This is a genomic window from Halovenus halobia, assembly GCF_051414135.1.
GTDB classification, from domain to species: Archaea; Halobacteriota; Halobacteria; order Halobacteriales; family Haloarculaceae; genus Halovenus; species Halovenus halobia.
On record NZ_JBLKOA010000005.1, the window covers coordinates 137599 to 155403 of the forward strand.

Sequence of the window (17805 nt, forward strand, 5' to 3'; positions counted from 1 at the left end):
TACGAACTCGCAATGACTCAAATCGACGTAATCGACAATCACGGCCAGTTTACGCACCTCGAACAGCGTGCGCTCCGAGACATGGGCGTCGACGTCGAGATGGTGGACAACGAGACGCCACCCGAAGAAATCGACGCCGACGGTATCGTTCTCTCCGGCGGTCCCTCGATTGACCGCATCGGAAACTGTCCCGAGTACCTTGAGCTCGATATCCCTGTCTTTGGCATCTGTCTGGGAATGCAGATTATCGCACACGAACTCGACGGCGTGGTCGGCTCTGGTGACTACGGCGGCTACGCTGACGTGACTGTCGAGATTACGGAAGATGACGACCCGCTCGTTGGCTCGCTGGCACCTGAGACCCGAGTCTGGGCCAGCCACGCCGACGAAGTCAAGACCGTTCCTGACGGCTTTGAGCGCACCGCCAAAAGCGACATCTGCGGCGTCGAAGCGATGAGCAACACCGACCGCGGCCTCTACGGCGTCCAGTGGCACCCCGAGGTTGCCCACACCGAGCAAGGTGAGGAAGTCTTCGAGAATTTCCTCGATATCTGCGAGTAATCCCGCTGGTTCTATCTACTTCGCGTCACTCACTGTCGCTATGCCTCTCTTCGAGCGCGGCGAGTCTGACGGCGCGAAGATTACCGTCGAATTCGAGGGCGGACTCAGTTGGATGGCCCACCCCGAGGAGGACGGCCAGCGCAGTAGCCACGCAATCCGAACAGCAGATGGCGTCTGGTTGCTCGACCCGATTGACGCCCCGAACGTCGAGGAACGCATTGCCTCGCTGGGCGATGTTGCCGGCGTCGCGGTGCTATCCTGCTATCATGCCCGCGACGCTGAAGCCTTTGCCCGCCGCCACGACGTGCCGGTCTCCTATCCCACGTGGATGAGCCGTATTGGTGACTTGGTCGACGCGCCGACCGACCAGTATACGTTCTCACCAGCGGGCGAATTTCGCGTGCTCACCTGCCGGCCGTTTCCCGGCTGGGAAGAAGTGTTCTGGTATCACGGCCCGAGCGGAACGCTGGTGGTTCCTGACTCACTTGGCACGATTGATAGCTTCTGCGTCGGCGACGAACGCCTCGGCCTCGAACTGCTCCGGCGACTCCAGCCACCGACGCAACTGGCTGGGCTCGACCCCGAGCGAATTCTCGTCGGCCACGGCCCCGGCGTCACCGACCACGCTGGCAGCGCGTTGCGGGAGGCCCTCGATGGTGCACGCTGGACGTTCCCCGCCGCGCTGCGGGAGAACGGCGTCCAAAGCGCCCGCTCGATTTTCGCGGCGATGCGTCCCTAGTCTGGCTGGCGCACGATCAGCACGTCGTAGGCTGAATCTGCTGTCACCGTCGAGGCGACACTGGAGACATTCGAGACAATTCGACCCGCGTTCTCGCTCCCGAGGACGACGAGGCGCGCGTTGCGGTCCTTCGCGAACGTCCGAATCTCGCTGGCGATCTGTCCAGCCTGTGCGTACCGACTCGCGACGACGTACTCGAAGGACGCGTTTGGATTGATCTCGGTGACCTCTGCCGCCAGCCGGTCGACAATATGTTTCGGATCGAACTCCTCGCCCTCGTCGAGCCACCCCCGTTCGCGTGCGTACCGCTCGTTACCGTTCGGAATAACCGCCACCGAGAGGACTGATTCGTTGGTATCTGTGAACTCGCTGGCGCGGTCGAGTGCTGCCTTCGAGCGCCTGCTGCTATCGTACGGAACGACGACTGTCACACTGGCTCTTTGGACCGCTGGATTATATGTGTGGCTGGTTTCGGGGTGTCGACTGGCGGAAACGCCGAGGAGGAGATTGTGAACTACGCCGAGACGTGCTCGTTCCTGCGCGCGTCTCGTCTCGTTCAAATCTCCCCGTTCGCTGTCTATCGAACTCAGTTGTGTTCGCGACACGCACAGCGGTCGCTCACTGAGATGAGTTCGGCGAGAAGCGCCGAGGAGGAGATTTGAACTCCTGAGTCCTTACGGAGACCTGCTCTCGAAGCAGGCGCCTTGGCCAGGCTAGGCTACCTCGGCTCACCTTGTTGTATCCAACCGCTGTTATTACCTGTTTTGGTTCGGACTGCCGAGCCCGAACGCACATGACGGCGGACTCCTAATCACTGACCGTGGCTGGGCTCCGCACCCGACTGGCTGTCCTCTTCGAGACGAGCCGTCCCGACCAGTTGCTGTTAATTCTCGGCGTCTACTTCTTCGGCACGAAAGTCGCTCTCGCTGGCGGTGCGACGCTTTCGATCCCCGCTGTCGCCGCCGGGGTGGCGGTGTTGATTCCACTCTCGGCGAGTATTCATTACGCAAACGAGTACGCCGACTACGAGACTGACGCGCTCACCAACCGCACACCATTTTCCGGCGGCAGCGGCGCGCTCCAGCGAACCGGACTCCCCCGAACCGTTCCGCTGGCGGCCGCTGTCGCAACGCTTGCTATCGGCAGTGTACTCACCGTCGTTTTCGCTGTGGGTGGACTGCTCGCGCTGCCAGCGGTGGCGATTCTCTCCGTCAGCGTCGTGCTGGGCTGGCAGTACTCCGTCGGCCCGCTGAAACTCGCCTGGCGGGGCCTCGGCGAACTCACGAACGCCGCGCTCGGTGGCCTTGCCCTGCCGGTCTACGCTGCCGCCGTCCTCGACGGTTCAATCGGGTTCGTCGCCCTCGCCGCCGTCCCGTTCTTTCTGCTCGTCTTGCTCAATCTCTTCGCCACGCAGTGGCCCGACCGCGAGGCCGACCGGCAGGCTGGCAAGCGGACGCTGGCTGTTCGGTGGTCGCCGCGGCGGCTTCGGTACAGCTACGTCGTCGTTGCGCTGCTCGCCGCCGTCTCGCTGGCTGCTCTGGCCGATTTTCTGCTCCCGCCAGCCGTCGTTATCGCGAGTCTTCCGGTCGTCCCGCTGGTGGGTTGGGGTGCCTATGGCTACACCGAGCGGCGGGTGCCGTGGCCGACGGTGAGCGCGATGGTCGGACTGCTCGCGTTGCAGACCGCGGGCTGGTGCTGGCTGCTATACGCCTGATTACAGTTCGTCGGCGAACGCGTCGGGCGACATCGACCAGTCCCAGTCGCGGTAGGAGAGCCGCGGACTCACCCCCGGCGGGAGCTGGTTGTAGCTGAGCAGAAATTCGATGATGTCGCGGCGTCGCCCGAAGTCGCCGCGATACCAGAGCAGCAACCGCGGGACAGACACCCGGCCGGCGTGGGGGTCGTACTCGACGTGCGTGTCGAAATATCCCTGTGTCGCCAGGTTGAGCTGGTCGTCAATATCTGGTGCTCTGTAGGCGGCGATTGGTGGGCAGCTTTCGGCACCGCAGTTCACCGCGAAGTGAATCCGCGGGTCCCGCTCGGCGAGTTCGTGACGGTCGATGAAGTTGTCGCGAAACGGTGACCGGGCGTACCCGAGTGTGTACTTGCTGAACGACCGGCGCAAAATCCCATGCTCGATGTCGTCGAGGCTCAGTCGCTCGCCTGCGACGGTCACCAGTGGCTTGGAGAAGAAGCGCCACCTGTCGTACTGTTCGGGGTCTCGGTCGAGTGCGTCCTGCGTCGTGGCGTTGTAGAGGTTAATCCAGAATGCGAGCTTGCGGTCGTCGGTGTCGAGCGCGTCGCGGAGTCGCTGGTCGTCCAGACTCGCCAGTTGCTCGCGGAGCGTATCGGTCGACTCGCCGTATCGTGTTGTGCGCAAAAACTGCTCAGCGAGCGCGAGCGGGTCGTCAGTCACAGTCGTCGTACGGCCGGCATCGTCTTGATTGTTGGCCGCTCACTCCTCGAAGCGCTCGTTGACTTCCGCTTTGGCCTCGGCGATAACTGCTCGCTCGGCGTGGCGCATTGCCCGCATCGCCTCGTCCGTGTACTCGACATCGAACGTCGAACCGCCGAACATCCCACCGAGGCCACCCAGCAGTTCCTCGGGGTCGATAGTCGCCACCATCTCGAAGGCGTCGCGGTGTTCTTCGAGCGGCCCGGTGAACGCGAACTGTTCTTCGACGAGTTCGACGGCCGTTTCTTTGTCGAGTTCGGCACGCGCCGCCGCCCAGAACGCATCTTCTCCGGACCCAACCAGTCCGGTGACAGCCTCGCCGAGGCCGCGATGTCGGGCAAGCAGTTGCTCTTCGACAGCGTCGCGCTGCTCAGTCGAGAGGTCGTCACTGAGACTCTCAGTGAATGGGCCGGCCGCGAGAATCTCCTCGGCGTAGGTGTCGAAGTCCTCGTCAGACTCCACCCAGTCGAGGATGACCCCGAACTGGTCGATTGTCTCTTGCTCGTACGCTTCCAGTTCAGGCTCGACGACTCGCTCCTGCAACACGTTCGAGTCACCAATGAGCTGGTCGAGCGTGCCGCCGCCACCAATCACTGCCGAGATGCTGAACTCGGTCGCGGTCTGTTCGATGGCGTCGCCGACGAACTGCTCGAATCCCTCCTCTACTGCCGCTCTGGTCATACGCTTCGTTGTGGGCCGGGCGGTGTTGTAGTTGACGACTGGGCGGATATGTTTTGCCGCCCCACGACTAACACCTAATATGCAGACACTCGAAGCGTTCGAACTCCCGAATGTCGGTGCTGGTCCGGACCCACTCTCGCTGACTGCCCTCGGCGAAGACAACGACTTCGTCCTGTTGTTCTTCCAGCGCGACCACTACTGCACGAACTGCCGCGGGCAGGTCCAGAGCGTCCGCGACCACTACCAGGAGTTCCAGGACCGCAACACGGAGGTGGTTTCGATTGTGCCCGAACCAGTCGAGAAGGTTCGGAAGTGGCAAGAACAGTACAACCTCCCGTATCCACTCTGTGCCGACCCCGACACGGCTGTCAGCGGAGCGTACGACCAGCCCGTCAGGTTCGGCCCACTGGGAAAGATAAGCGATTTCTTTGGCCGAATGCCCAAGGTTGTCCTGCTGGATTTCCGCGGCGAGGAGCCAACTGTCGCCTACACCCACGAAGGCTCCTCGACGTGGGACCGCCCAGAGATTGACGATTTGCTCGAGACAATCGACGACCTGCGCTGAGTCACGCCTCGTCTTCGTCTTCCTCCTCTGGCGGCCCGTACCCACCGCCCCCAGGTGTCTCGACGGTGACGGTCGTTCCCGCGGGTACTTCCCGAGTCACCTTCGCGCCGACCGCCTCTGCGTCAATCAGGTTTCTGCCAACCATCCCAGCCTTACCGCCGGCAGCACCCTTCGGGGCGTTGCGCCGCCGGTCGGTCAACAGCGAAACGGTCGCCGGTTCTTCGAGGGTAATCGAACGGACGAGTCCGTCGCCACCGCGGTACGTCCCGTCGCCACCTGTCCCGTCCCGGAGCGTGTAGCGGTCAACCCTGAGTGGGTACTCGCCTTCCAGCGCTTCGATTGGTGTATTCAGCGTGTTCGTCATCCCGACCTGTACGCCCGAGAGGCCGTCGCTGTCAGGGTTTGCGCCTGCGCCGCCGCCGATGGTTTCGTAGTAGGTGAACGACGACGACCCGACGATGAGGTTGTTCATGGTCCCCTGACCCTGCGCCGGAACGCGGTCGGGTGCGGCCTCGCTCAGTGCAGCGAACACGACATCGGTGACGCGCTGGCTGGTCTCGACGTTGCCGCCAACGACCGCGGCCGGTGGCTTGGGGTTGAGCAGTGAGTCTTCCGGCGCGTGAACCGTCACCGGTTCGTAACAGCCGTGATTCGGCGGAATGTCGGGGTCGGTCACACAGCGCAGGACGAAGTAGACGGCACTCTTTGCGACCGCCAGCGGCGCGTTGACGTTTCCGGGAACCGTCGACGCCGTCCCGGTGAAATCCACAGTAAGCGCCTCTCCTGACACCGTGACCGTCACCTCGATGGGAATATCCTCGTCGCTGGTGCCGTCTCCCTCCAGCACGTCGGTTGCATGGTACTCGCCGTCAGGAATCTCCGCGAGTTCGGCACACATCCGCTGCCTGGAGTATTCGATGACGGCATCGTATATCGCCCGGAGGTCCTCTCGGTCGCCAAGCAACTCTCGAAGGCGTTGCTCGGCCCGCTCGTTCGCCCCAATCTGCGCCCGCAGGTCTGCCCTCCGTTTCTCGGGATTCCGGACGTTCGCCAGCAGGAGCGTCTCGACATCCTCGTTTGGACTTCCGCCCTCACGGAGGCGCACCGGTGGCAGGCGAAGTCCCTCTTGCTGAATCTCTCGCGCTCCGGCGGGCATGCTTCCGGGCGTCATCCCACCCACGTCGGCGTGGTGGGCCCGCGAAACAGCGTACGCGACAATATTTCCGTCGTGAGTAATCGGTGAAACGAGCGTCACGTCGGGCAGATGTGTCCCGCCCTGGAAGGGGTCGTTGAGGATGAACACGTCGCCGGGCTGGGGGTCACGTTCGAGTACGGCCGCGACCGCCTCGGGCATCGCGCCGAGGTGGACCGGGATGTGTTCGGCCTGTGCGACCATCCGACCACGCGCGTCGAATAGCGCTGTCGAGCAGTCGCGCCGCTCTGTGATGTTCGGCGAGTACGCTCCTCGAACGAGGACTTCGCCCATCTCCTCGGCGACGTGTTCGAGCTGGCTTCGCAGAATCTCCAGTTCGATTGCGTCGATATCGCTCATCGTGTCACCTCCAGGGTGCCGCGGGTGTCGACCTGCGCTGTCCACGCTGGCGGGACGACGACGGTGCTCTCGCTGCCCTCGAAAATCGCCGGCCCATCCAGTTCGGTGCCAACCGGCAGTCGCTCACGCTCGTAGACCGGCGTTGGCTGGAACTCGCCATCGAAAAAGGCTGGCCGTGACTCCGACCGTAGACCAGTGCCCTCGTGTGTAATTTGTGGTTTATCGGTGGAAACGACGCCAGTGAGACGAACTGTGACGAGTTCAATCGGTTCGGTTTCGAGCCGGTAGCCTCGCACGCGCTCGTGGGCGGTGTGGAACCGCTCGGCTAACTCCTCGGTCGCAAGCGACTCTCCGAGTTCGACCGAGAGTTCGTGGCTCTGGCCCTCGTACCGCAGGTCGGCACGGCGCGTCGCCGTCGCCGTTTCCGGTGCAGTGAGGTTGGATCGGACGGTCTGTTCGAGGTCCTCGAAAGCCGTTTCCAATCGGTCAACGTCGAGCGCTGCGAGCGGTTCCCGAATCGTCTGCGAACTGTCCTGCTTCTGCTCGGCGGCCAGCAGGCCAAGCGCCGAGAGCACGCCGTTTGCCCGTGGCACTCTGATGCGGTCGATACCGAGCGTGTCGGCCAGCGCCGCCGCGTGCATCGGTCCGGCACCGCCGAAGGCAACCAGCGCGAACGAGCGAGGGTCGTGGCCCTCCTGCACCGTGACGGTCCGGACTGCCTGACTCATCCGCTCGGTTGCGACGCGGTAGACTCCCCGGGCAGCTTCGGTTGCTCCCGCAAGTCCCGCTTCTCCTGCGAGGTCGGCAAGCGCCGCCTCGGCGGGCTCGCGCTGCAAGGTCACTTCCCCACCGAGGGTCGTTCCAGCCCCGAGATAGCCGAGCAAGAGCGCCGCGTCCGTCACTGTCGGTTGCTCGCCGCCGCGGTCGTAACAGGCCGGTCCGGGCTGTGCGCCGGCCGAGCGCGGACCAACTCGGAGCGCGCCCCCGTCGTCGACCCAGCCAATGGACCCGCCGCCGGCACCGACGGTTTCGACTGCAACCATCGGCACGTGGACTGGATGCCCGCCGACATCTGTCTCGGTCGTCTGTTCGATATCGCCGTCGCGGACGAGTCCAACGTCTGTCGACGTGCCGCCCATATCGAAGCTAATCACGCCCTCCTCCTCGAACAGCGACGCGCCGACGACGCCAGCCGCTGGCCCCGAGAGTGCAGTTGTGACCGCGTGTTCACGAATCTGCTCAGCGGTCGTGATTCCGCCGTTGGATTGCATAATCTGTGGCTCTGGCAGTCCGCGCTCGCTAGCGCGCTCACCGAGGCGGCCGAGATACCGGTCCAAGATTGGCGTGACGAAGGCGTCGGCGGCCGTCGTCGCCGTCCGTTCGTACTCTCGAAACTCCGGCAGTATCTCGTGAGAGCCGACAACGTGCAAATCAGTTCGCTCACGCAGCGCTGCGACTGCCCGCTGCTCGTTTTCGGGTGCTGCGTAGGCGTGCAGAAACGAGACTGCGATACTGTCGAGGCTATCGTCAAGGTTCTCGATTTTCTCCGAGAGTTCATCCTCTGCAAGTGGCGTCTCGGTACCATCCGGAGTTGCCCGTTCGGTGAGTTCGTGCCGTCGGTCAGCCGGCACCAACGGCGTCGGCGGGCGGGCGCTCAGGTCGTACAGCGACGGCCGGGCCTGCCGGCCGATTTCGAGCACGTCACCGAAGCCCGCTGTCGTGAACAGCGCGGTTCGCGCACCGTCGCCTTCCAGCAGTGCGTTCGTCCCAACAGTTGTTGCGTGTCGAAAGTCCTCGATTTCGCTGGGGTCGATTCCAGCTGTCTCGCAGGCGCGTTCGATACCGCTGATGACTCCCTCGCTGTGGTCGTCTGTTGTCGGCACTTTCGCGGTCGTTAGCTCCCCCTCGACGAGCAGGACAACGTCGGTAAAGGTCCCGCCGATATCGACGCCGAGACGGGTCGGCCGGTTCATGCTCACCGACTAGGCAACCAGTCAATAAATTGTTGCCCTTGGCTCAGACTTTGCCACGATAGCTGGCGACGGTTGCGGTGTTTGGGGAGTCGACCCCCTGACACAGCGTTCTCCCTCTCCAGGTGAATTTCAACTTTAAATTTATTTATAAATTAGATGTTTTGGTGACATTTATATACGAACAGGAGAGCAAATCCGCCGAAGATGAGCTCCGGCGATGTCGACCTCCCGGGCGACTCCAGCGACGAGCGCGTCACAGTGCCGCCGCCGCTCGCGCCGGATGACCCGGAGGCGTGGTACGCACCGGCGGTCCAGGAACAGGGCGAGATTCACCCAGGTGTTGTCGTCACCATCTCTCGGGACGGCACAGAGTTCAGCTACGGGGTCCGCGAACCGGCGCTGACCGACCGAGACAGCGCACAACTCGACCGGGTGATTGAGCACTTCGCGGACGCTCGCCTCCAGCGCCCGCTCACCCGCGAGGGCGCGGTTGAGGTGATGGCCAATGGATTCGACGAGAAACACGAGCGCGTTCTCGACCGACTGCTCTCCGGGTCGGCCGACTCCCGCCGACGGCTTGGTTATCACGCGCTCGCGGAGTTAGCCTGTCTCGGCGAATTAACCCCGTACGCACTCGACGACCGGATCGAGGTTGCCGACACTGACGATTCAGGAGTGGTTGTCCACACCACCGACTACGCCCCGGCGGTGACGACACTGCCTGCGGACCCCGAGTATATCGAGCGCTTCGCCAGCGAGCGACTCGAACGCTACACTGTCGACTTTCACGACTTCGAGATTCCGGTTGTTCGCTACCGTGCAAACCTGCTCGGCGGCGAAGCCTTCGACGAGAAGTATGCTGTCCGCGAACCAGACCTCCTTCCCGGCGACGAGGAACTCATCGCGGAGTGCAAGGAGCGCATCTGGGAGACGGCTGTCGACGGCCTCATCGAAGACGAGCGCGCCTTCGTCCACGACCGAGCGGCTGACCTCTTGACTCGGCGACTCGAACGCCGTGATACCCGAGCGTGGCTCGACGCGCTCACACATCAGGTTCGCTCGGCGCTTGCCGAGTACGGACTGACTGTCCCGCCGGTCGACAGCGAGTACGACGAGCACCGACTCTCAGACCTCGTCTACTACGTCCTCCGCGATTACACCGCCTACGGCAAACTCACAATCCCAATTCGTGACCCACGGCTCGAAGATATCGAGGCCAATCGCGTCGGCGAGCGGATCAAGGTTATCCCGCGGGACCGCACGGCCGAACGCGTCCCGACGAATCTCGTCTTCGAGGACGAACAGGCCTTCGTCAACGTCGTTACCCAACTTGCTGCTGCCGACGGAACGGAACTGAACGCGACCACGCCGAGCGCGAAAGTCAACCTCAGTCCCGACGGAATCGAGGAGACAATTCGCTGTGCGGTCGCGCTCCCGACAATTAGCGAGGATGGGCCCCACATTTCGATCCGAAAACAGGCTGCCGACGCGCTCACTCCAGTCGATCTTGTGGAGAGTGGTTCGCTTCCAACGGAACTGGTCGCACTGCTATGGCTTTGCTACGAACACCACAGAATCGTCCTCTTTTCCGGCCCAACTGGCGTGGGAAAGACAACACTGCTCAACGCCCACATGCCCTTTGTCCCCTTCGAGGACCGCCCGATCAGCATCGACGAGGGCTCGCGGGAAGTCCGGTTGCCACACGAGACTGGTGTCTCCCTGACCACCCGAGACCACCAGAGCGACCACAAGCGTGTCACGATGGCCGACCTGATGACCGAGTGCAACTACCTGAATCCGGATATCGAGGTCATCGCCGAAATCAACACGAGCGCGAGTTTCGAGACATTTGCCGAGTCGATTAATACTGGGCACGGCATCCTCGGGACGACACACGCGACAGATATCGAGTCGCTGGTCAACCGTGCGGTCGAGCAAGGGCTCCCACCGTATCTCCTCCGTGAGGTCGACCTTGTTGTCTTCCCGCGGAAAGTCGATGGCCAGCGTTACGTTGGTGAGGTGGTCGAACTGGTCGACGAGTCGACGTTCCGCGAACTCGACGGCGAGGAGTGTGGCGTCATCAGGAAAGAGCGCGGCTCGGTCTACTGGAACCGAATCGCCAGCAGGACACCCGACGGCGAGTTCACCGTCGCCTACGACCATCCTGACTTCGGCGATGACGACCACGACTGCGGCATTCAGACCATCGCTCGCATCGCCGAGTTGAGCAACAGCGACCCGTCCGAAGTCGAGGCCGAGTTCCGTCGCAAACACCGCTACGTCGAACATCTGGTTCGGGAGGGAATCGACGAGTTCGACGAACTGTTCGAGTTACTCGCAGACCTGCAGACCAACGAAGCTGCGACCGTCGAGCGACTCCGGCGGCAGGCCGCTGACCGTGAGCAGTCCCAGTCCGACACAGAACAACCGGCTGCCGGCTCACCGACAGACTACACTACTGGACAGTCGACTCGGGAGGTGGACTGATGTCTGTCGAGCACCGCTCCGCGGGTCGGCTTGGCCCTGTTGACAGAGGACTGTACGCGCTGTTTTCCCGGCACGCTGACAGCAGCGCCCACGACCGGGACCGACAGCGCTACCGCTCGACTGGGCTGTCGACGAGTTTCGAGGTGTTCATCGCCAGGCTGTACGGCATCGCCTGGCTCGTCGGCCTCTCTGCCAGTCTCGTGATCTTTAGTGCAACAGCACTGCTGTCGTCGTCACTATCCGCAACCATCTTCGGTTTCTTTGGCCGCGGCCTGCCTATAATCAACGAACTACCGTTGCCGTCGGTCGGTCGGGCCTCACTGTCGGTCTTAGCAGCACTGTCGACTGCTGTTGTGCTCCGATGGCTGGTGATACGCGGCGGCGGCTGGTATCTCGGCCGCCTCGCCGCGGCCCGCCGGGAGAACATCGAGCGGACGCTTCCCGGTGCAGTCCGGTACATGCGCGTTCTCGCCTCGGGCACTGCCGATACTCGGGAGCTTCTGAGCCGCGTCGCGAATCAAGAGGCCTACGGCGCAACCGCCGAGTCACTCCGTGACGCCCTCAACCGTGCCGCCCTCGCTGGCAGTCTCGATGAGGGGCTGTCACTGGTTGCGCGGGATACGCCGTCCAGAGATGGGCTTGCACCCTTCTTACTCAAACTCAATGAACACGCCTCCCAGGGCAGTGATTCCCTCGAAGGATATCTCCAGATGGAGGGGCGACTCCTCTCACATAAACAGGAACGGGCTCATCAGCGCGCCACGGGCTATCTCGAACTCATCTCGGAATTGTTTGTCGTCGTGCTGATTTTCCCTGCGCTGACGGTGTTGATTCTGACTATTGCTGGTGTCCTCTCTCCCGGTCTCGGTAACGAAATTGCCACGCCCGTCGGTCAGTTCACGATTCGGACGCTAGCCTTTGCTGGGAGTCTGGTCTTCGTCCTTACCGCGGGACTGGGCGGTGCGTGGGCGGTGAGTGCACTCCGGCCGACCGACCGCGCTTCTCCGGACTACCAGCGGCCGTCGACTCCGCAGGCAATCTTTCGTTCTGCGACCGACAACCCCGCGAGCGCAGCGGTTGTCTGTGCAGTCCCCGCGGTGCTCGTTTCTGTGCTGTTGGTCGCGCTTGGCTACGGTCCCGCGAACACGCTCCTGCTCGGGTACGCCGCCTACAGCATCCCTGTTGGACTTGTCTCGGTGCGACGCGCGCGCATCGACGACGCCAAAGACCGAGAAATCCGGGATTTCGTTCACGCGGTCTCTGGACACGTCAGCCTGGGGCGACCGTTTCCTGACGCTGTCCAGCGTGTCGCCCGTGATGTCAATCTTGGGCCACTCCAGCCAGATGTCGAAGCACTCGCGTTCAACCTCAACTTGACGACGGGGACCGACGACGAAGACGTCCGGGCAGCGGCGCTGGACCGCTTCGTCGAGCGAGTTGGGACGCCCCTGTCCTCACAGACCGTCGGACTCGTTGTCGGCGCACTCGAATCCGGCAGTGATACCGAGAATGTCTTCGAGACGCTGGAGACTGAGATTGGCCGACTCTATCACGAGCGCAAGACACTCCGCTCGCGGATGCTGGTCTACTCGGCGGTCGGGTGGACGACTGCGCTGCTGGTCGTCGGTATCATCGTCGCAGTCAACCTGACCGTGCTCGACAGCTTTTCACAGTTGTCGGGTGTGGCTGGCTCCTCAGCCCAGATGACACTCGACCCGCAGGCGGTCGACCCGGCCCGTGACCAGTTCCGGTTTTACCTCATTGCCCAGGCGACCGTGTTGTCCTGTGGCTGGTTCGCTGGCGTCGCCAGCCGTGGTCTGTACGAGGCATTGCTGCACTCGGGGGCGCTGGTCGTGATCACCTATCTGGTGTTTGCCGGAGTGGGGGTGGCCTGATGCGCGCACAGTCACACGTCGTCGGAGTGGCGCTGATGCTCGGTGTCGCCGTACTCGCGCTTGGAACACTGACTGCTGGCGTCGGAACACTCGTCGACGCACAGACTGCCACTGCCGACGCACAGCGCGTCGCAGATGGCTTTGACCGCGCGCTTGCCGGTGCCGAACAAACCGGCACGGCGAGCCACGATATCACGTTCAGTGAGGGGACCATTCGAACTACGAACCGAACGCTGCGAATCCTCTCGAACGGAACTATCGTCGAAACCGTCGAAGTTGGCGCGGTGGTCTACGACCACGATGGCGGGCGTGTCGTTGCGCTTGCTGGTGCGGTCGTCCGGGACCGCGGCGGCAGTGCGGTCCTCGCCGACCCGCCGTCGGTCGCTCACTCCACTCCCAACGCTGTGCTCGCAGTCGGCGCGCCAGCTATCGGCACGGACCGACTCTCGATTAGCGGCGACGGTGGCGTCACCACAACCTTCCGAACGAATGTTTCACACGACCGCCGAGACCTCGGCACTGCAAACTTTGCTGTGGCAATTGAGACGACCACCCCGGCTCCGTTCCGCCGACACTTCACCGCGCAGGGAGCACGCGTCACGACGCGGTCGCTCGCGGGTGATGAACACACGAGCGTTGTCGCTGCCTACCCCGGCCTCCGACAGGGCTATCTTGTCGTTCACGACCTCAATCTGGAGGTGCACAATGGCTGACGAGCGTGCGATGACGCCGGTCATCTCGAAGACGCTCACGATCAGCATCGTCGTCCTCTACATCGCCGGAATGACGACGATTCTGCTGGGTGGCGTCGTTCCGGAGTACCGATCGACTGCGGGTGCAGAACTTGGCGACCGAGTCCTCGTGACCGCTGGTGAGTCCATCGAACAGTCTGTTCCCGAAGCAAACGGGACTGTCGACTCGAACCGGACTGTCGACCTCCCGCCGACGATTCGGAATCAACAGTACGAACTTGAACTGGCCGGCGACAGCCTGCGTCTGCACCATCCTGACCGACGCATCGGCGGTGAACTCGCACTCTCGCTGCCGCCAAGAACGGCAGTCACCAACGCGACTTGGCGAAGTGGTACTGACCTCACAGTACGGGTTCGCGGTCCCGCCGAGAACCGCACAGTCACGATTCACGAATGAGAGCACAGACCGAACTTCCCGCGGTTGCGATTGCGCTGGTCTTGTTGACTGGCGTGCTCGTCTTCGGCGTTGGCGCGGCGGATTCGGCACTGTCGAATGCCGAGCGTCCGGCGCTGGAGCAGCGTGCGGCCGTCTCGCTGTCCGAGCAGTTGACTGCGCCGAGCGCGAACCTGACCCGTCGAGCGAACGTACTCGACACAGCGGCCCTCGCGACGCTCGACCGCGCCGACCTGACGACTCACTACGGCGCGGCCGACGACCACGATATCCGGATCAGACTCGACTCAACCACTATCGTCGAGTCCGGAACCCCCTCCGGCGGGGTAACTATCGAGCGGCTGGTTCTCGTCGAACGACGGACTGAGACGACACTCACGCCAGCCCTCACTGGCAACCGGACAGTCACGCTCCCCCAGCGTGCAACTCGGCCCACCGTCGAGATTGACCCGCCTGCGGACACAACTGTCTCGCGTTTGCAGGTTAGAGACCGAGTCCTCCTGCAGAATAGCAGCGGACTCGAGGGAACATTCGAGCTGTCGCTGTCACCGTACGAGACCACCCAGCTTCGATTCGTTGCTCTCGGACCGCTTCCAGCGGGCGCTGTTGCACTCACTCACGACCGCATCCAGACCCGAAAGGCGAGACTGGAGGTGACCGTCGATGCGTAGGGGACAGGCCACGGTCACAGCCATCGAAGCGGGGATTGGTGTCTTGCTCCTGTTGGCGCTGTCAGTAACGTTCGTCCTCGGCCCACCGGGAGGCGACGACCCCGCTGCACAGGCACAACTCGACGCCTACGCCGAGGACACCACGACAATTCTCGCGTCGGAACAGCCACGCCACGGTGACCGGACTCGTCTCTCAGAGGTCACCGCCTCGGCGTCGGCGTTCGAGCGTGAGGCCGACGCGCTGGAGCGTCGCATCGAAGCAATTCTACCCGAAAACGTACTGTTTCGACTCGACACAGAATATGGCAGCGCCGGCCATCCGCTCCCGGCGAACGTCCAGACTGGGACAGCAACCCTCCCGACGACGAACGGACCGATTACACTTCAGGTATGGTACGTGTAAAACCTACTTGGTCAAACCAAGCTAACGAACGCGGGCAAGCAGTCTTACTTGCTGCCGTGGTGCTGGTCGTCGCGCTGGTTCCAGTTGTCGCCGCCTATCTCCAGTTGGGTTACGGCGGACAACCGAGTACCATCGACGACGATGGCCAGCGAGAGGCTCGGCAGTTGCTCGAACGCGCCGTTCAGGAACACGCTGGTGGGATCGAGTCGAGCTATCGCTGGCGACAGCGTGACGCGGCAGCCGAGCGTGTCCGTGACCGACTCGAGCCAACCACGCGACAGTTGACTCGGTCACGGTTAGACGAGAATATTGTGCACCAGACCAGATACAACCAGAGTCGCGCAGCGTCGTGGGCGAGTGAGCGTTGCCCCGGCGGACCGAACCGTCAGTTCGGGTCCTGCGAAGCCATTCGCGGCGTCGTCGTGCAGGAACGCGCAGGGCGGACACACGTCCTCGCCGTTGCGGTCGACCTCTCGGTGACTACTCCGGCTGGTGACAGCACTCTTACGACGCTGATTCGCGTGCGGGCAGGGTGATTTTCTCTCTGGTCCGGCGGCACTCATGTGGGAAAACATAAGTAAAGCCAGTGTTTCGTGACAGTCATGAGCAAACAGGGGCGAGACACAGAGTTCGAGCTCGAGGATGTGACCGCCGTTTTCGAGGACCGCGAGGACTACGCCGAACCACTCACCGCAACAGAGATTGCTGACCGACTGGGTTGCTCACGTCGGACGGCGCTGAACAAACTTCACCGACTGCAAGAGAACACGGACCTGACGAGCAAGAAAGTCGGCGGCCGGAGCAGGGTCTGGTGGATTCCGGTCCGCGTCTGAGCTACTCGACCGGGAGGTTCCAGTCGTCGGCACGCGATTCTGCCTCCGACTGCGCACGAGTTTTGATTCCGTCGATTCTGCTCTCGTCTTCGAGAAACGCTTCGATAGCGTCCAGCCCGCTCTGTTCGGTTTCTGTGTCATCGATACGCTCGGTTGGTGCCGCTGCTGTGGTGCGTTCGATCAGTTGCTGGTCGCCGCCGAGAACCTCTGCTGGCAACGCTGGGGGAACCCGAACTGAATCGTCTCTGTGGAGGCGGTCGAGGCCGCTCGAATCCAGTGCGTACAGCCCCAGCCGATACGGTCCGTGACTCGCAATCTCGGTGAGTGCGTCCGCACCCGCCCTGTCAGGGCTGGTGTGGTAGGCGGCCACCGGCACACCGTCCTCGAAGGTGAGTACACCCGCCCGGTCCGCACTCAACAACAGCGTCTCCTGTGGTTCCAGCCGAGCGTATCCCGTCAGCTCGCGCTCGAGTGCGTCGGCTAACACTGTCTCGACGGCGTCCAACACGCGCTGACGCTGGAGGTGTCCCTGTGGCAGGTTCATGACTCGGGGACGACAGCGTTGCGGAACCGGTCGGCAACCGTTCCCTCGGGACTGTCTCGAACGTTGAGGGCTGCCCCAGCGTCCCGGTATGCTGCGGCCGCCGGCGAGTCCGGAGCGTGGGCTAACAGCGGTTTACTCGCCCGTCTGGCCTCACGGACCGTTTCGCTTTCCGGCACGCTCGCGAGAATTTCTCCCTCGAAGTACTGCTCTGTCTTGTCACTGATTCGGCTGATGTCTTCGTCTGCTGTGACCCGGTTAAACAACACACCGGCCACACCTGTCCCGTAGGTCGTTGCGTACTCTTGGACCTTCAGACCGTCCGAAATTGCTGGAATCGTGGGCTGAACGACAACGACAACCCGGTCTGCGAGCACGATTGGCAGGACCGCGCTCCGACTGCTCAGTGTCGCCGCCGAGTCGAGCAAAATCACATCAGTTTGCTCGGCCACCGTCGCGACGACTTCCCTGAGACGCCCTGGGTCAGCCTCCCGGAAGCCGGAGAGGGCGGTTCCACAGGGAATGACGTCCATCCCGAACCGCTGGTAAATACTCTCTTCGACCGGTTGGTCGTCGCCGAGAACCTCGTGGAGAGTCGTCTCTTCGTCTGTCAGCCCGGTGTGAAACAGGAGGTTTGCCATCCCCGTGTCGGCGTCGATCACCGTCACGTCGTACTCTTCGGCCAGCGCCATCCCAAGCGCCAGCGTACTCGTCGTCTTCCCAGTTCCGCCCTTCCCGCTGGCAACGGCGAACACCTCGACCATACACGGGAACGTGTACGCTCATTCACATATAAACGCTCGGATTATCCGATAAAATACGCAGTTCGCACCCGCGACCGTGGCCGACCCGTGCGGGTACGGTGGTCGGGTGTGCCGTTACTCCTGGACCCATCTGGAGCAACGGATATCGAAACTCCCACAGACAGGGCAACTGTGATGCTGGACCTCGAACGCCGTTTCACAGGCGAGACAGACGTAGGGGAGAGAGGTATCTGTCTGTTTCGAAAGCCCTGACACACGCTTTGCCCTGTCGAAGACACCCATTACGACCACATTACTACCCTGGAACTGAGACGATAAAAAGGGGTGAGATAGTTTACGTCATTTTTTGGCGGCGCTGTCTTGCGGTTTTCTGTTTTTGCTTCTGATTCTGTCTGGTCGCTACCTACTGGCCAGTTTGCCAAGGTCACATTGATTCGTTGTCCAAACGCATTACAGTCCCATTCTGGGTCCCGGCTGACTTGTTGGACTCTTCCACGCTCTGTCGAACTATCAGATTCCGTACTTTTCTCTCGGTGGCG

General features: G+C 62.6%; 20 protein-coding genes and 1 tRNA gene. 13 read left to right on the forward strand and 8 right to left on the reverse strand.

Annotation, left to right across the window (positions count from 1 at the left end):
- Positions 1 to 12 precede the first annotated feature (12 nt).
- Positions 13 to 561 (forward strand): GMP synthase subunit A, encoded by a 549-nt coding sequence (locus ACMGFM_RS12430; protein WP_436902956.1) that lies wholly within the window; start codon positions 13 to 15, stop codon positions 559 to 561.
- A 40-nt stretch (positions 562 to 601) separates the two neighbouring features.
- On the forward strand, positions 602 to 1300 hold the full coding sequence (locus ACMGFM_RS12435) for a hypothetical protein (protein WP_436902957.1): 699 nt from the start codon (positions 602 to 604) through the stop codon (positions 1298 to 1300).
- On the opposite strand, the gene ACMGFM_RS12440 is transcribed toward ACMGFM_RS12435, so the two are convergent.
- On the reverse strand, positions 1297 to 1731 hold the full coding sequence (locus ACMGFM_RS12440) for a universal stress protein (RefSeq protein ID WP_436902958.1): 435 nt from the start codon (positions 1729 to 1731) through the stop codon (positions 1297 to 1299). The two genes, ACMGFM_RS12435 and ACMGFM_RS12440, sit on opposite strands and share 4 nt — an antisense overlap.
- A gap of 30 nt (positions 1732 to 1761) precedes the next feature.
- Here ACMGFM_RS12440 and ACMGFM_RS12445 point away from each other — a divergent pair, with 30 nt between their 5' ends.
- Entirely contained in the window at positions 1762 to 1962 is a 201-nt protein-coding gene (locus tag ACMGFM_RS12445) for a hypothetical protein (protein ID WP_436902959.1), read from the forward strand.
- On the opposite strand, the gene ACMGFM_RS12450 is transcribed toward ACMGFM_RS12445, so the two are convergent.
- Positions 1944 to 2028 (reverse strand) — tRNA-Ser (locus tag ACMGFM_RS12450). The genes ACMGFM_RS12445 and ACMGFM_RS12450 overlap by 19 nt on opposite strands.
- Positions 2029 to 2120: 92 nt before the next feature.
- On the opposite strand from ACMGFM_RS12450, the gene ACMGFM_RS12455 reads away from it, so the two are divergent.
- Positions 2121 to 3014 carry a prenyltransferase gene (locus ACMGFM_RS12455; RefSeq protein WP_436902960.1) on the forward strand — a complete coding sequence of 298 codons (894 nt, stop codon included), beginning with the start codon at positions 2121 to 2123 and terminating at the stop codon, positions 3012 to 3014.
- Here ACMGFM_RS12455 and ACMGFM_RS12460 read toward each other — a convergent pair whose 3' ends face one another.
- Positions 3015 to 3716: a DUF547 domain-containing protein gene (locus ACMGFM_RS12460; protein ID WP_436902961.1), complete on the reverse strand. Its 702-nt coding sequence runs from the start codon at positions 3714 to 3716 to the stop codon at positions 3015 to 3017.
- A gap of 39 nt (positions 3717 to 3755) precedes the next feature.
- Complete coding sequence (locus ACMGFM_RS12465; RefSeq protein ID WP_436902962.1) at positions 3756 to 4436, reverse strand: hypothetical protein; 681 nt, start codon at positions 4434 to 4436, stop codon at positions 3756 to 3758.
- 79 nt (positions 4437 to 4515) lie between these two features.
- On the opposite strand from ACMGFM_RS12465, the gene ACMGFM_RS12470 reads away from it, so the two are divergent.
- A complete protein-coding gene (locus tag ACMGFM_RS12470) occupies positions 4516 to 5001 on the forward strand; it encodes a peroxiredoxin family protein (protein ID WP_436902963.1) in 486 nt (161 codons plus the stop codon).
- Between the two features lies 1 nt (position 5002).
- Here the strand turns inward: ACMGFM_RS12470 and ACMGFM_RS12475 are convergent, their stop codons facing one another.
- Positions 5003 to 6553 carry a hydantoinase B/oxoprolinase family protein gene (locus tag ACMGFM_RS12475; protein ID WP_436902964.1) on the reverse strand — a complete coding sequence of 517 codons (1551 nt, stop codon included), beginning with the start codon at positions 6551 to 6553 and terminating at the stop codon, positions 5003 to 5005.
- Complete coding sequence (locus ACMGFM_RS12480) at positions 6550 to 8526, reverse strand: hydantoinase/oxoprolinase family protein (protein ID WP_436902965.1); 1977 nt, start codon at positions 8524 to 8526, stop codon at positions 6550 to 6552. Before ACMGFM_RS12480 ends, ACMGFM_RS12475 begins: the two co-directional genes overlap by 4 nt.
- 204 nt (positions 8527 to 8730) lie before the next feature.
- Here ACMGFM_RS12480 and ACMGFM_RS12485 point away from each other — a divergent pair, with 204 nt between their 5' ends.
- The 8 genes from ACMGFM_RS12485 to ACMGFM_RS12520 all read left to right on the forward strand — a co-directional run bounded on the left by ACMGFM_RS12485 (position 8731) and on the right by ACMGFM_RS12520 (position 15961).
- Positions 8731 to 11013, forward strand: coding sequence for a type II/IV secretion system ATPase subunit (locus tag ACMGFM_RS12485; protein ID WP_436902966.1), 2283 nt, complete (start codon positions 8731 to 8733; stop codon positions 11011 to 11013).
- Entirely contained in the window at positions 11013 to 12908 is a 1896-nt protein-coding gene (locus ACMGFM_RS12490) for a type II secretion system F family protein (RefSeq protein ID WP_436902967.1), read from the forward strand. The genes ACMGFM_RS12485 and ACMGFM_RS12490 overlap by 1 nt, the downstream gene beginning before the upstream one ends.
- Positions 12908 to 13621, forward strand: coding sequence for a DUF7289 family protein (locus tag ACMGFM_RS12495; RefSeq protein ID WP_436902968.1), 714 nt, complete (start codon positions 12908 to 12910; stop codon positions 13619 to 13621). The genes ACMGFM_RS12490 and ACMGFM_RS12495 overlap by 1 nt, the downstream gene beginning before the upstream one ends.
- Positions 13614 to 14057 carry a DUF7266 family protein gene (locus ACMGFM_RS12500; protein ID WP_436902969.1) on the forward strand — a complete coding sequence of 148 codons (444 nt, stop codon included), beginning with the start codon at positions 13614 to 13616 and terminating at the stop codon, positions 14055 to 14057. Before ACMGFM_RS12495 ends, ACMGFM_RS12500 begins: the two co-directional genes overlap by 8 nt.
- Positions 14054 to 14725 (forward strand): DUF7263 family protein, encoded by a 672-nt coding sequence (locus ACMGFM_RS12505; protein WP_436902970.1) that lies wholly within the window; start codon positions 14054 to 14056, stop codon positions 14723 to 14725. Before ACMGFM_RS12500 ends, ACMGFM_RS12505 begins: the two co-directional genes overlap by 4 nt.
- Complete coding sequence (locus tag ACMGFM_RS12510) at positions 14718 to 15128, forward strand: DUF7262 family protein (RefSeq protein WP_436902971.1); 411 nt, start codon at positions 14718 to 14720, stop codon at positions 15126 to 15128. The genes ACMGFM_RS12505 and ACMGFM_RS12510 overlap by 8 nt, the downstream gene beginning before the upstream one ends.
- Complete coding sequence (locus ACMGFM_RS12515; protein ID WP_436902972.1) at positions 15116 to 15664, forward strand: DUF7261 family protein; 549 nt, start codon at positions 15116 to 15118, stop codon at positions 15662 to 15664. The genes ACMGFM_RS12510 and ACMGFM_RS12515 overlap by 13 nt, the downstream gene beginning before the upstream one ends.
- Before the next feature lie 66 nt (positions 15665 to 15730).
- Positions 15731 to 15961, forward strand: coding sequence for an HTH domain-containing protein (locus ACMGFM_RS12520; protein WP_436902973.1), 231 nt, complete (start codon positions 15731 to 15733; stop codon positions 15959 to 15961).
- Position 15962: 1 nt separating this feature from the next.
- Here the strand turns inward: ACMGFM_RS12520 and ACMGFM_RS12525 are convergent, their stop codons facing one another.
- Entirely contained in the window at positions 15963 to 16505 is a 543-nt protein-coding gene (locus ACMGFM_RS12525; RefSeq protein ID WP_436902974.1) for a DUF8054 family protein, read from the reverse strand.
- The gene (locus ACMGFM_RS12530; RefSeq protein WP_436902975.1) at positions 16502 to 17266 is read right to left on the reverse strand and encodes a nucleotide-binding protein; all 765 of its coding nucleotides are present in this window, start codon (positions 17264 to 17266) and stop codon (positions 16502 to 16504) included. The genes ACMGFM_RS12525 and ACMGFM_RS12530 overlap by 4 nt, the downstream gene beginning before the upstream one ends.
- Between the last annotated feature and the right edge of the window lie 539 nt (positions 17267 to 17805).

Excerpts from the sequence above, each read along its gene's own strand:
- ACMGFM_RS12500 (WP_436902969.1), top strand. The coding sequence starts at position 13,614 with ATGGCTGACGAGCGTGCGATGACGCCGGTCATCTCGAAGACGCTCACG.
- ACMGFM_RS12520 (WP_436902973.1), top strand. The coding sequence starts at position 15,731 with ATGAGCAAACAGGGGCGAGACACAGAGTTCGAGCTCGAGGATGTGACC.
- ACMGFM_RS12480 (WP_436902965.1), bottom strand. The coding sequence starts at position 8,526 with ATGAACCGGCCGACCCGTCTCGGCGTCGATATCGGCGGGACCTTTACC.
- ACMGFM_RS12435 (WP_436902957.1), top strand. The coding sequence starts at position 602 with ATGCCTCTCTTCGAGCGCGGCGAGTCTGACGGCGCGAAGATTACCGTC.
- ACMGFM_RS12530 (WP_436902975.1), bottom strand. The coding sequence starts at position 17,266 with ATGGTCGAGGTGTTCGCCGTTGCCAGCGGGAAGGGCGGAACTGGGAAG.
- ACMGFM_RS12465 (WP_436902962.1), bottom strand. The coding sequence starts at position 4,436 with ATGACCAGAGCGGCAGTAGAGGAGGGATTCGAGCAGTTCGTCGGCGAC.
- ACMGFM_RS12470 (WP_436902963.1), top strand. The coding sequence starts at position 4,516 with ATGCAGACACTCGAAGCGTTCGAACTCCCGAATGTCGGTGCTGGTCCG.
- ACMGFM_RS12515 (WP_436902972.1), top strand. The coding sequence starts at position 15,116 with ATGGTACGTGTAAAACCTACTTGGTCAAACCAAGCTAACGAACGCGGG.
- ACMGFM_RS12430 (WP_436902956.1), top strand. The coding sequence starts at position 13 with ATGACTCAAATCGACGTAATCGACAATCACGGCCAGTTTACGCACCTC.
- ACMGFM_RS12510 (WP_436902971.1), top strand. The coding sequence starts at position 14,718 with ATGCGTAGGGGACAGGCCACGGTCACAGCCATCGAAGCGGGGATTGGT.
- ACMGFM_RS12475 (WP_436902964.1), bottom strand. The coding sequence starts at position 6,553 with ATGAGCGATATCGACGCAATCGAACTGGAGATTCTGCGAAGCCAGCTC.
- ACMGFM_RS12495 (WP_436902968.1), top strand. The coding sequence starts at position 12,908 with ATGCGCGCACAGTCACACGTCGTCGGAGTGGCGCTGATGCTCGGTGTC.
- ACMGFM_RS12490 (WP_436902967.1), top strand. The coding sequence starts at position 11,013 with ATGTCTGTCGAGCACCGCTCCGCGGGTCGGCTTGGCCCTGTTGACAGA.
- ACMGFM_RS12485 (WP_436902966.1), top strand. The coding sequence starts at position 8,731 with ATGAGCTCCGGCGATGTCGACCTCCCGGGCGACTCCAGCGACGAGCGC.
- ACMGFM_RS12525 (WP_436902974.1), bottom strand. The coding sequence starts at position 16,505 with ATGAACCTGCCACAGGGACACCTCCAGCGTCAGCGCGTGTTGGACGCC.
- ACMGFM_RS12505 (WP_436902970.1), top strand. The coding sequence starts at position 14,054 with ATGAGAGCACAGACCGAACTTCCCGCGGTTGCGATTGCGCTGGTCTTG.